The following is a 13,888-nucleotide window of genomic DNA, read 5'->3' as shown; positions in this document are numbered from 1 at the left end:
AAGAGAAAAAAGCTGACTCCATAGGAATCAGCTTTTTCATATTAATTATGATTTACGATTTCGTGCGAAGAAGAAAATGCCAAAACCGATGAGAAGTATGATGAGTAAATACCATATCCAGTTACCTGCAGGGACATCCTGGTCGGCTGCTTCGGTATCATTAGCTGCTGCTTCTTCATCAGCTTTGCCTTCAGTCTTTTCTCCTGATTTTTGTTCATCAGAAGAAGAACTTTTGATCTGTGAAGTTGGAACAACGTACACGTTGCTGTCCTGGCTTCCTACGATAAGATTGTTGTTGATGATGATCGGACCGGATGGAGCAAGCTTTCCGCCAAGTTCTTTTTCGCCCAGCAGATCGCCGGATTTCACATCAAATGCAGAAACCATTCCTTTTGTGTTTACAAAGTACACGATTCCGTTGTCTGCCACAGGAGGAGCTTTGTTTACAGCTGTCTCATGCTTCCAGTTTATTTCGCCGTTCCCTGCGTTCAAGGCATAATATTTTTTCGTTATCGGGCTTCCGACAAATACCTGGTCTTCATAAATCATCGGTGCACCAGATTTGTTGTTTTTAACCATCTCGCCTTTACCGAGACTCTTTTTCCAGACAAATTCGCCAGTTTTTATGTCCATCGCATAAATCATATGCTCAGGATTTTTTTCCATATCGCCTTCAAGTGCGGTAGTTATAACAAGTTCATCGTTGTAAATAACCGCTGGAACATCATCCAGTCCCATTTTCACATCTTCAAAATCCTTCTCCCACTTGATTTCTTGCTTTTCCAGGTCAACCGCATAAAAGTGATAGGGATCAGATCCTCCGACATAAAGGATACCGTTATGAATATTTGGGGAAGACATACTGACGATCGAACCGAGCTCAAGGTTCCATTCTTCCTTTCCTGTTTCAGGGTTGATTGCATAAAGGTGCTCATCCCCTGTGACAGCATAAACAGTATCTTTGTATATAGCAGGGGTTGGCATTACTTCACCATCCGTTTTAAAATTCCAGAGAATCTCTCCGCTCTCAGCGTCAAGGCAGAGAATGCCGCTCTCTTCCGTTCCTCTCAAACCAGGTTTCTGGTAAAAACGGTTACCATAGCCGACAAACAGCTTACCGCCTGAAGAGATCAATTCGGAGTGAATCCAGTTCGGAGCCTGGTTCTTCCAGTTAAGTTCCTTCGTATGTAAGTCATAAGAATAGATCATCCCAGATTCATGGTTGCCTATATAAATATTGTTCCCTGTTACCACCGGGGTGGAACGAATTTGATTATCGGTTTTGAAGGTTGTATCAAGCTCAACTTCTTCTCCATCGTTATAGACCGGGTTATTTTGCGAGTTCAACCGGTACTGTGTCCATTCTTCGGGACCGATTTTCTTCTCGTCTGCTGCGTTCACTGGTTGTCCCATGATAAAAGCGAGGATAACAGCAAGCATCGAAGCCAGCCACTTTTTATAAGCAGGCATAGTATGTTCCACTCCTTTATTCTTTGAGGTTTTATACCCATAAGTATACAGATAAATAGTATCAAATAAAAAAATTCGTTCTCATCGGGGGATATGTGGACTTTTTTATGCTGAAATTTGAGGGTCATAAAAAAAAGCGAGTATAAACACCCGCTTATTTAAAGTATTCCTTGATATATGCCTGTTCTTCCTCTTCAGTCAGTAGCCTCGTTGCTTTTCCGATCGTTCCGCCATTCATGCTCCAGATCCGATTATGCGCCTGGACTGCATTATCAAAATTTCCGTTGTTCCATTCTGTTAAAACATCATAATAAAAGTCGAAATTCTTGTAGTCGTTTTTTCCTTTTACTTTATCGAGCACGTCCAGCATTTCATCAATGCGTTCTTCCGTAATTTTCAAATGCCCCCACTTTTCTTCTGCCTTTACCTTTTGGTGTGTCATGGCATGAAGGTCGTCTTGAAACTGCACTTCGGTTGGAATAGCTTTTTTCACGCCGTCCTCTTCATTTTCCGTTGTCGTGGCGGTTGCAGCATCGATCTGTTCATCAATTTCATCGAGTGCGTCCTTGTTCGATCCATTTTCTGAGTTTTTGGCAGCTTGCTCCGTTTTTGGATCTTCTTTTCCGTTTACGGTTTCAGACGCTTCAACAATCATCCAATACATAATCGCACAAAAAATTAATATAAGTGTGGTGAAAATTATAATTAAATTTTTAGTTTTAATCATAGATACTGTCCCCTTAAATCTTCATTATTTGCTGTGAATTGGGCGCCATTATTAGTTCGTTTTAATAATTCCTTTTAGAGAAATGGAACCAGTGAGGTGTATTCCACCTAAATTTTATAACTTGCTCAATTAAAAAGCTTTTCGCAGTTACTACGTTACCTTTCAAATAAGAAACCGGGATAATCCCGGTCAGCAGTCAGTTTACGGCATATTCTTTTGGGCCAAATGGATACACACTATACACCCATACTTTTCCGTCTTCTTCATTTAAATAATATGCACTATATGACTTTACGAGCCGATATTCGTTCCATTCGACTAAGATTTGCATTTTGATTTTTCCGTTCGCGATCCCTTCCACGTCTACTGCATCCAGGCCATCCACATTGTAGGGAGTATATCCCTTTACAAGCCCGACATCATAACGCCACATCTCGGTGTTTTCCATCGCTCCTGTTACCTTCGAATAATGGCTTCCCAATAAATCCTTAACCTCTTTTTGTGACTGATCCAGCTCCAGGTTGTTCTTTACATACTCCAAAGTAACTTCAGGTTCTTTCTGGCTGGTCTCTTCCCCGGACGTTTTGGCAACCGTTGTATGCATTGCGCCGACAAAGACAAAAGATAATGCCACTACTAATAAAATAAGTTTTCGCTTCATGACATTCACCCCAATACTTTCTCTTTATATAATTGGACGATATTAACAGTATAACCGTTTCAAAATTGTGATGATTTGGTTGTTAAATGAGTGAAAAGTACTAAAAGGCGGTGATGGAGTGGTGATGGTGCCAGGCACCATAAATGGACAAGTGTCCATTTGCGGTGCCTGGCACTGTAGCAATACCAAACAAAAGAGAGGTTCAGTCGAACCTCTCTTTTGTTTTACTTATTAAAGTGGTTTAGTACGTTTTTGACGATTTGGGAGATTTCTCTGTCGGTTTCCAGTGTTCCTGTGAAGGTCAGGGAACTAACCGAGAAGACTCCACCGCCGTTTGGTGTATCGTAGTAAATCATGTCCGATCCTCCAAGGTCTGGGTTTAGCCCTTTTGCAAGACGTTGGAAGTTTTCTGGAGTATATGGCGTTATTTTATCTGTCTCTCCACCGGCAGCACCACGGCCGTTCACTCCTACCTCTCCGATCAAGTCCCCGGTTTTGAGTCCTGTGTTTTTAAAGACCCAGTGGTTTGGATTTTGGACTTTGTAAGGAGTGTAGGTTCCATAACCAAGGTAGTTATAAGCGACTCCAAGGTATCTGGATTCAGGTCTTCCAAGGTCTCTCCAGAGTCCACCACGTTCGTTTACTAGTGTATGGTTTTGTTTATCTTTTCTAACCTCGATCTGGTCACCTTTTAACACAGCTTTCCAGTATATGTTGTTTGCTGCAAGGTTAAGCACGTTTCCACCTTTATTCAAGAACGATACAAAACCGTCATACATGTTTCCAGTCCAGTATTCACTATGTGAGTTCAACGCAAGGGTATCGTATTGTTGGAGAATGGCCGGTTGATGATGCAGATCATACTCAGAGATCACATCATAGGCATAACCGTTTTTCTCAAGCCAGGATAACAAAAACTTTTCTGCAAATGGCAGATGGATGCTGTCTACATATGGATTAATTCTCGGATTCGGACGATGGAGGTTTAGTATTTCTGCAAACCTTCTGCCTGTTCCATCATCGATTTTGTATCCGTAGAAAGAACCTCCGCCCCATGAGTTGTACGCTTCCCACGTAAAGATATTTGCCAGCACAGCAATCTTCGGCTTTATGCTGCTAGCATTTTTCACTGTAAACATAATGTAGAATTCTTTGCCGCTCTCATCGTAAACTTTTGCTGCATAAAGACCGCTTTTCCATGTGGAAGGAACCTTTAGCGTATAAGTTGTTTGCCAGTCCGCTCCCTCTTTATAATCGTATTTCCGGTAATTTTGCTTTGCTCCAGTTATACCAGAATCCTTAAAAAGAACGGTATCTTCTTTTCCAAATCTTAAAACCTCGATAGAAAAGCTTGGCTCAAGTGTATGCACTTTAAATTCAATAGTCTCGCCGCGTGCATAGCTTGGTTTATCTGTATAGCCTTCAATCGAGTGCGTATTGTCCATAATCAGAGCATCTGCATACTTATTTAGGATCTCTTCACGAACAGACGCCGGTCCGCCTAAGATCACATAATTTTTGATTGCTTTATCTACCATGATCTTTTTAGTGTCTCCAGGCAAGATTTCAGGTCTTGTTAAGAGAATCGGGCTGTATTCTTTTGCTGCTAAAACGGAACCAGTCAGGGCATCGGCAAACGTTAAGCCTGTTGCTATAAACGCCTGGTCTGTTGGCAGGTTTTTAACTCTGATCAAATTAGCCGCTACTGCATACCGGTCTGCACCACCGATCCGTTCCGGATCTGGAAGATTTGCAGCAACTTCCCTTCCAACACTTCCCTCTCCACCCATGATAATAGAAGAGCTGAATTTTTTATTGTTGAGGTACTGTGCAACAGGCGCTGGAATTACGTTTTTACGGGTGAGAAGGATTGGATAACTGTTTCTTGCTGCATAAGGAGCTACAGAAAGCGCATCAGCAAAGGTCATCCCTGTTGCAATTACAGCTTTGTCTTTTGTATTAACATTGTTCGCTACATTGGCAGATACTTCATAACGGTCTTTTCCGCCAATTCGATGGATATCTTTGATTCCCATAGTGTTTAAATCCTGGACCACGTTCTGGGATATACTTCCCGTCCCCCCGACAAGCACAGCTTTCGATGCTTTTAAGCGATTGATCTCATCCTTTGTAGCAGCCGTGAGACGGTCAGGATGAGTCAGCAAAATAGGCGCGTGAGACTGGTAAGCTAACGGAGTTGCTGATAAGGCATCCGCAAACGCAAGGTAGTTTACTAGATACACAGTATCAGAACCACTCCATCCTTTCTGTGAAACATGGACTGCCACTTCAAAACGATCTTTCCCCCCATGCCTCTCTACTTCACTGGCATCTGCCTTTGATACAAAGCCAAACAAAAACAAAAGTAGGATAATAGGCACAATTTTAAGTTTCCCCATGTCGCTCCCCCTATGATATGTAAAAATTATCTATTTATTTGTTAATAATATCTCATAAATTTACTATTAATACCATAAAAAGGAATGGAAATAGTATTTATTGCTTAGTAGAAACGTAGTAGTTACAAATGAAGGGTGCCAAATGAAGGGTGCCAAATGAAGGGTGCCAAATGAAGGGTGCCAAATGAAGGGTGCCAAATGAAGGGTGCCAGGCACCATATATGGACAGTTGTCCATTTATGGTGCCTGGCACCTTCACACGCGGATTCATTGCAGGAATGAACTTAATATTGGTAAGCTTATTATTGCTAATTACTCTGGCAGTTTTCCAGGCAAAAAGACAAAGAAACCGTTACGTTATATAAGGAGCTTATGACATGAAGTGGATTAGAAACTATTTTGATTTACTGTTATTACTGGCTTTTTCAGCGGGATTCTCGTATTTCATTTTTCACCGCATTCCGGCAGCGGATTTTTTCTACATAACGAAATTAGGGGATATGAGGGCACAGTATATTCATTTTTATAATCAGTTTTATGATTTTATCCATCATGGGACTTTGCCCTTTTGGTCCTGGCAGTATGGGATGGGCGGCAGCTACTGGAATGAATTTGGCTATTATATGATCGGCGACATTTTCATCTGGATGCTGACGGTTTTTCCGAAAGACTGGTTCCCGGCATTGTTCGTTCCGATGGACATGCTTAAAGTTTCCCTCATGGCGCTTGGGATGTATCTTTTTCTTAAACAAAAAGGGATCAAGCGGCCGATTGCGTTTCTTGGCGCGATGACCTATCCTTTTGTCGGCTATCATTTTGATTATTTTTACACCCACTACTTTTTTGTCAACGCAGCCGTCTTTTTTCCTTATATTCTATTGGGGTATGAACGGGTTTTAAAAGAAAACAAATTTATCACGTTTATTGTGGCTGTGTTCCTGGCATCGCTCGGAAACTTTTATTTAATGTTCATGATTTCTCTCGGCCTTGGATTATATGCTTTTTTCCGGTTTTTCACACAGGACTCTGTCAAGAAATCGGTTAGGTCTTTCTTTTTGTTTCATGCAAAACTGATAGGGTATTACTTGATCGGTCTCGGCCTCTCGATGGTTGTCTTTTTACCTTCAGTTATTAGCTACTTGAAGTCGAACGCCCAGGTGCGGCATTCGCTGCCTATTGAAAATGTAATCGAGTGGAATGCAGTTTGGGAAACGCTTTTCTGGGGAGGCGGACTAAGCTTCCTGCCTTTTCTCCTTATTCCTGTTTTACTGATCAATGGCCGAAGGTTGCTACCGTACGGCTTATTAGGAATCGTTATTTTACTCATCTTCAAGTATCCAAACGTGTTGAGCTTCTTCGGAGGGTTTAGTGAACCAGAGGAACTAAGGAGCTTTTTTATCTTCAACGCACTCAGCATTACGCTTGCAGTGACTGCAATCCAGTACGTGAACTTTAAGAGGCCATGGAACATAGCGTTAGTAGGTATAATCGCTCTTTGGGTTTACAGTTGGCTGGAGGAAAATTCGTTTACCCATTATGCCGAGTGGCTTCCGTTATTGCCTGTGTTCTTTACGATAGCTTTCATCATTTATGTATTCCTTAAAAAACATCTTTTTGTACAGATCGGCATGCTTGCCATCATGTTGATGACGCTATCTGCATACAGCGGCCTTATCGGCTACAGCTTCGTCACGGATGTTTTAAACAAGTCAACGAACAAGAAAGTCGAAGCCGCGCATAAAGGAGTCTGGCCTATCCTCCCGTTAATGGACCGTAAAGAATACACCATGCTGTATGATAATCAGACAGTCAAAAATACGATGGCTAAAATTGATGATAACGACCTATATCGAACGCTTATCGATTATCCGGGAATCCTGACCCATAACGCTTCCATGACCTATGACTATAATGGCTTTTATGCCTACAACTCATTGATCCCATGGACACAGCAAAAGTTTGAAATGGATATCCTTGCCCAGGCAGGCAGCCGGGGACTGAACTTAACACGCGGATTCGGAAACAGCACTCATTTGTTCACCCTTTTTGCCAACAAGTATTTTGTTACCTTTCATGCTCCGACACAGGTGTACAACCTTTACGGGTACTCGCCGATTTATAAAAAAGGGGAAACTCGAATCTATAAAAACGATTATGCCCTGCCAGTTGGTTTTGTCTATGATCAGGTATTAACGGAAGAGGAATTATTGGACTCCCCGGTTCCTTATCGGGAGCGGATGATGTTTGAGAATGCGATCGTTCCGAAAGAAGCTGTCGATAGAAAGAAGTATCCAGGAAAAAAAGACTTAGCTTCTTTTTCCCTTGAACAAATCGGTGAGGTCAATGACTTAAGCTTTAGCGAGAATACCACTGTAAAAAAGGTGGATGAAGGCTTCGTTGTTGAATCAGACAGGCCAATAGATATTAAGCTTCCAGTACGCAAGCATGAAAAGGGAATCCTGACCGGGTTTATCTATTATGTTCCATATACAAAGACCAGGGGCGCGACGATAACCGCTTCAAATGGTAATAAAGCGTATAAGATGGTTAAAAACATGTCCGGCAACAGCTATGTTTTAACCCAGTATAGCTACACAAAAACAGTAAACAAATCCGTTTTTCGCTTTGGAGTCGACTCCGAGACATCGTATATAAACTTTAACATCAAGCCCGGCAAGTTTCTGATTAAAGAAGCCGGTGCATATCTGGATCCGCTTAAGCCTTATGAAGAAACGGCAAGCAAGCACCAAAGAAACGGATTAAACGTCACCGACAATTCCAGCAACCATCTTAAAGGAACTGTGTCCTCTAAAAAAGGAGGCGTCCTATTCTTTTCTATTCCTTACTCAGAAGGCTGGTCTGTTTCGATCGACGGCGAAGATACCGAGACTTTCCCAGTGCATACTACGTTTACAGGAGTAAAAGTTGGCCCTGGCAAGCATACAGTTGAAATGGACTTTATTCCAGAAGGCTTCCGGCCTGGTTTAGCTGTCACGATAATATCGTTATTGATACTTACCTATTTGATTTTAAGAAAAAGAAGGAAAGCAAAACCTGTGGAATAGAAAAACGAGGATGACTCAAAAGCAAAGTGCCAGGCACCTCCAACACATCTAGATAACCTGGTAACAAAGTTCATCTAGGTATTGTGCTAAACGGAGAGTCCAGACACTTATGAGTCATCCTCGTTTTATTAATCACTGTCCCTGGAAAAGTGAAAATAGTATTCCAAATATCCCTGCTATAACCGCAAAGATAAAGTAAAGAATCGAAATGATAACAAGAATCCATCCCCAGAGCTTCCTGCCTGTTATGATCAGGTAAATACCTAAAGGAAGCAGTCCGAAAAGCAATCCAAGGATGCCCCATAAGATAGGGCTCCTGTCTCTTTTCTTTGCATCCACAAAGAGATAGATAGCAATAATAATGTTCAATATTAATCCAAATGATAATTCCATTTTGTCACCTCTTATAGTGTCGAGTTATAGTTAAATTCCCCAAACAGCACTTATAATAAACTAAAACAAACAAACAGAAGGTGCCAGGCACCGCTTATGGACAGTTGTCCATATCGGGTGACTGGCACCTTTTACTAAAAAACTTTAATTCATAGTCTCATTTTCCACTATATAGTCGATTACTAGTTTTAGGTCTTCTTTGTTGCTTAGTTTGTTGTCGGGATAACGGCTGATTTTTTCAGCAAGTGTCGCTAGCTTCTTGTATCCAAGCTCCTCATGCTTCTCGGTGCCTTTTTCGAACATTTTTTCTGCATTTTTGATGTGTGCGTTGATGGATGTCTTCACGCCATGAGAAGCATCAGCTGAATTTACTAGCTCTTTTAACGTTTCAGTTGAAGCAGGGACAATACTGATTGTAAGTGTCTTCGCTTCTTCTGCATTACCTGCTTTATCAACCGCACGATATAGAATTGTGGCATCTGCCTGAACTGTAAAAGGTTCTGTGTACGTGTTCCATGTCTGGCCGTTATCAAGGCTGTATTCGATTCTCTCTACTCCAGAATCGGCATCTGCGGCAGTCAATTCAACAGTCGCTTCAGCAAGATAAGAGCCGTCTGATAATTGAACTCCTGTTACTTTCGCAGTCGTTACAGGGGCTTCCATATCGGTTACTTCTAGAATGCGTCCTTCCACTTCCGGGGACACGGTTCCTTTTTCCTGTAGATAGTCGGTAAATACTTCGTAATCGACTACGTAAAGCTCTGTGATTCTTCCTTCGTCTTTTGCTTTTTTAAAGACAGTATAGCCATCGCCGCCGTCTGCTACATATGCGTTTGTGGCAACAGTATACATTTTATTCAAATCGATCGGCTCATAGCCGTTATCTGTTTTTACCTGAACGTCAATAACACGTTCCCCTGCCGACTGTTCCGGGTTATAGGAAAATTTCATGCCTGCAACCTGTGGGAATCTGCCTGCCATTTCTTCTACCTGGCTGACTCCGTTTTCAAGTGCTTCAATTACTTCAGCGCCAGTTAGATCAAGCGTCACGAGCGTGTTTCCGAAAGGCATCGTTGTCAGGACTTCCCCGAGGGATATGTCGCCCTCATCGATCGATGCACGGATACCGCCGCCGTTCTGGATCGCAAGTGTTGCATCAACACTTTCCTGTGCTTTGGCAAGCATGCCGTCTGCGATCAGGTTGCCGAGATTTGTTTCTTTCGTGCGAACATCCTGTCTTTCCCCATTTAGGAAAACATCTGTCTTTCCAACGATCTGCTGCTTTAATTCTTGGATAGGAGCTTCGAGTTCATCGAGTCTCTCTTGAGCAGCAGGATCTGGAGTAATGGTTTCATCGTTAAGGTCGATCAGGTTTTCGTTCCAGGAAAGAAGCACACCATTTTGGTCAAACTCCACATCGAGATCGCCAAGATAGTTGCTGTATTCCTGGGCCTGTACGACGATTGTCGGCTCAGCATCTTCATTGAAAACGACAGGCTCATCTACTTTCGTATGGCTGTGTCCGCCTACAATAATGTCGATGCCATCTACCGCTTTCGCCAGCGCAAGATCCTGGTTATAGCCGATATGAGTCAGCGCAATGATTTTGTTGACCCCTTCATCCTGAAGCATACTAACGGTATCATTGGCTTTTTGGATGCGGTCTTCAAAAACAAGGCTGTCATCTGGATTGGCAAGGAATGTAGTATCTTCTGTTGTTAATCCGAACACCCCGACTTTTTCACCGTTCACATCAAGGATGATCGCAGGATAGATGTGTCCGTCTGCTGCGGGATCGCCTACTTCGTTTTTATAAAGCTGGCCTAAGATCCCATCCCCGCTGTAATCGATATTAGAGCTTACAATCGGGAATTCTGCTGCATTGATAAAATTAGCAAGCGTTTCTGAGTCCTTATCAAACTCATGGTTGCCTGGAACCATCGCATCATAGCCGATCATGTTCATGAACTCGACATCTGCAAGGCCTTTATATTGGTTGAAGAACAATGTTCCTGAGAAAACGTCACCTGCATCCAGAAGGATCGAGTTTTCCGCAGCTTCACGCACTTCCTTGATAGCGGTGATACGGCGTGCAACATTATTTAAATGGGCATGCGTATCATTCGTATGCATCACCGTTAAGTCAAAATTACCGTCTTCCTCTGTTGCTCCAAGATCTAGCTGTGCAAGGACAGGATCATGGTCACTTGCACGTCCTGTTTCATGGCTGAAATCTGCGTTGATGTTTACAGAGTCGATTTCAGCAGTTGCAGCAAGGTTATTGCTGACTAGAATGTGATCAAGCACCTGGGAATTCCCTTGATAAACATATGTGTAGCGCTCTTCAGAAGGAAGCTTCTCCATCAAGTTAGTCAGGACATCTCCCTCAAGTGTGTTAATCGGTGTTGAGAATTCAAAGTCATTCAAGTCCCCAAGAACGACTACGTTTGCATCCTCTACTGTTGAAACCACATCGTTGACAAAGCTGTTTATCACTTTTGCCTGCTGGATGCGCTGTTCTTCACTTCCTAATACAACTGGCTGATTTGCGCCAAACAACCCATCGTCTCCACCTTTAGAGTTAAAGTGGTTTGCGATTACGATCACTTTTTCACCGTTGAACTCGAATTCTGCTGCAAGCGGTTTACGGGAGCTATCCCATGCTGTATTTGTCGGATCAATTCGGCCAGGGTTTAGCGTCAATCCGTTTTCATTCACACCAACCGCAGTTGTCGCATCACCTTTTTCCTTATCAGTCAGTGATACGCGTTCCGGGTTATAAAGGTAACCAACACGGATGTTTCCTCCAGGCTGTCCGCCGTCCGTTTTATCTAGAGGAGCGATTTCTGTAAAGGCGTAGGTAGGTCCGCCTCCTGCTTCGATCGCTGCAATAAGAGCTTCATAGTTTGCAGAAGCACTTGTCGTTCCGTCATCCGTTGGACCATTGTTATCCTGCACCTCGATCAGGCCGATGATGTCAGGAGTTTTTAAATTTTTGTTAATGGACTCGGCAAGTTGGTCTGTTTTCAGTTGGCCAGAGTCTGCTAGAGAATAGTTTTCGATATTATAAGATGCAACAGTTAGTTTATCTTCTTCTTTTTCAATGTTTGTTACTTCTTGTGTCGTTCCGCCATCGATGACTGCTGGCAGGGCAGAATCAGTAACACGGACTTTATAGTTGCTGTAATCATAGCTGATCACACCCGTGATGCTGCCGTCAAAAGAATCTCCAACTTTCACATCAACATCAAAGCCATCAACATCAATTAAGACACGCTCTGGATTGTAGTCTTCAGGAGAAATTAACAGTCCTCCCGCATCTGTACGTAGTTGATCCTCACTAGTTTCAACAAAAACAGCGATCTCATCGTATTTAGGAGGAGCAATTACCTTTGGATCGTTTAACTGAATAAGCATCCCTTCAAGGCTTTCGTAAAAATCAATTCCATCTGTTTTAGGGTCAAAGGAAGTTAAACCATCGTCCTCAATATTTTTTGTCGGCTGAATACGGTCTACGCCGATCACAACCGGATCTGGAAGCGTGTTACCTGAAGAGATAACCGTTACAGTAGTTGCTGCTATTTCTGTAGTTAATAGATCGGCTGCATCATCATATCCGCCGATTTTATATTCCTTTACTTCCCCGGTAGCTTTCACGATATCGCCAACCTGAACATCGGCGCCTCGTTTATAAACCATAATACCTTCAGAAGTAGCGATATCATCATCCGGGTTAAGACTCTGCATGTGGAAGGAAGAGCCGTCAACCTGTGTCACGATTCCTTCGATATCCGTTACTGTTTGCCCTTTAAAAGGAGATTCATGAGCTGCGCCCTGGATATCGTGGATCTCTAGTTGTCCTAAAGGCTCTGTTGCAGTGTATGTAAATACCGCAGCTTCACTTGCTTCCCCTGTGGCATTTACTACGATCGCTTTTATTGTAACGTCTTCATTTATGGCGATCGGTCCAGTGTATTCTTGGCTGGAAGCTGTCGGTTCGCTTCCATCTGTTGTGTAGTAAATCGTTCCATTTTCAATACCTGTGAAAAGCGTGACCTCTGTTCCCTGGACCACCTCACCCGCTGCAGGTGTTGCCATAACGGAGAAAGCAGTTTCGATCACGTCTGCTGCGTTACGTGGAACAAGCCTGTACTCTCCGAACGAATAGTTGATCACACCAATGATGCTGTCGTATGTTTTTCCTGCCTCAAGAAGGCCTTCTGTTTCAGGATCAACAAGAAATTCAGCAGAGCCATCTGTAGATACATACTCTCCATGGCTGTTAACACTGTTTACTGTGACATTATTGACTTTTACTAGCATTCCTTCGACATCTTCACCAAGCTGTGAAGATGTGATTTCTTGAGGAGCAGGAACGCCGGCATTCGCACTTGTTACTGCTACTTTATCTGAAGTAGTTGTAATCTGCTCCATGCCGTAATAGTCGCCAATCGTACCTTCGACTGTAACTTCATCACCTACGTTTGCCGTGATACCGGCTGCGCGCACGATGATTCCTGCTGTATTATCCTGGATGTATAAGTTAGTTGCTCCGCCAGCTGTAAATGCAGCCGTAGCTATTCCTTTGACTTTTACGGCTGTGCCGTCGGCTGCATTACGAGCATCAGCGATAGTTGATAGTTCAACCGGTTCAGGCTCTGGATCAGTGCCACCGTCTACTTTCGTAATATTTGTTGGACTTTTAAGACCAGGACTGGAAAAGTATTCTTCAAGACTTCCTGTCACTTGAATTTTGGTGCCAATTAAATCAGGATTCGTTTTCAAACCAAATTCAGTTTGATATTGGCCTTGCAGCTGTACTGGCAAAAGTTTAGCCGGATCTTTCTCAGAAGCTGAATCTGCTATTGCTAGATTATAATCATTTCCAAACGGGGCTTCGAAATCATAACTATTCGGAGCCGTAGTATGTGCCACAATATAGCCCTCAACTGTCGCGGTACCGCTGTTGTTAGCAATCGCCTCAGCAACAGAAATGACATCCCCTTCTGCTGCAGCTGCTTGTTTTACAGGCACAGCAAAAAAGCTTAGTACCATAACAAATACAAGCATCAGACTAGTATAGCGTCTAACGTTTTTAGATCGCATCAAAACTCCCCTTTTCCCAAAATTTAAGGCCACATGCCCTACACCTTCTACTATAAATGAAACCGTT

7 protein-coding genes are annotated in these 13,888 nt (G+C 42.8%); 1 reads left to right on the top strand and 6 read right to left on the bottom strand.

Annotated features, from left to right (window positions below):
- Positions 1-45: 45 nt before the first annotated feature.
- The 4 genes from FCL54_RS19765 to FCL54_RS19750 form a co-directional block, all read right to left on the bottom strand.
- Positions 46-1,470 carry an outer membrane protein assembly factor BamB family protein gene (locus tag FCL54_RS19765; protein WP_246055358.1) on the bottom strand — a complete coding sequence of 475 codons (1,425 nt, stop codon included), beginning with the start codon at positions 1,468-1,470 and terminating at the stop codon, positions 46-48.
- Between the two features lie 154 nt (positions 1,471-1,624).
- Positions 1,625-2,197: a DUF6241 domain-containing protein gene (locus FCL54_RS19760; RefSeq protein WP_138128680.1), complete on the bottom strand. Its 573-nt coding sequence runs from the start codon at positions 2,195-2,197 to the stop codon at positions 1,625-1,627.
- Positions 2,198-2,393: 196 nt separating this feature from the next.
- The gene (locus FCL54_RS19755) at positions 2,394-2,858 is read right to left on the bottom strand and encodes a hypothetical protein (RefSeq protein WP_138128678.1); all 465 of its coding nucleotides are present in this window, start codon (positions 2,856-2,858) and stop codon (positions 2,394-2,396) included.
- Between the two features lie 224 nt (positions 2,859-3,082).
- Entirely contained in the window at positions 3,083-5,257 is a 2,175-nt protein-coding gene (locus tag FCL54_RS19750) for a N,N-dimethylformamidase beta subunit family domain-containing protein (protein WP_138128676.1), read from the bottom strand.
- A gap of 377 nt (positions 5,258-5,634) precedes the next feature.
- Between FCL54_RS19750 and FCL54_RS19745 the strand changes: the two genes are divergently transcribed.
- A complete protein-coding gene (locus tag FCL54_RS19745; RefSeq protein ID WP_138128674.1) occupies positions 5,635-8,322 on the top strand; it encodes a YfhO family protein in 2,688 nt (895 codons plus the stop codon).
- Between the two features lie 132 nt (positions 8,323-8,454).
- Here FCL54_RS19745 and FCL54_RS19740 read toward each other — a convergent pair whose 3' ends face one another.
- Together FCL54_RS19740 and FCL54_RS19735 are read right to left on the bottom strand one after the other, a co-directional pair.
- Positions 8,455-8,715 carry a hypothetical protein gene (locus FCL54_RS19740; protein WP_138128672.1) on the bottom strand — a complete coding sequence of 87 codons (261 nt, stop codon included), beginning with the start codon at positions 8,713-8,715 and terminating at the stop codon, positions 8,455-8,457.
- A gap of 144 nt (positions 8,716-8,859) precedes the next feature.
- Entirely contained in the window at positions 8,860-13,821 is a 4,962-nt protein-coding gene (locus FCL54_RS19735) for a 5'-nucleotidase C-terminal domain-containing protein (protein WP_138128670.1), read from the bottom strand.
- Between the last annotated feature and the right edge of the window lie 67 nt (positions 13,822-13,888).

It is taken from the genome of Exobacillus caeni (assembly GCF_005747095.1).
Lineage (GTDB): Bacteria > Bacillota > Bacilli > Bacillales > Guptibacillaceae > Exobacillus > Exobacillus caeni.
This window is presented reverse-complemented; position numbering and strand designations above follow the sequence as displayed.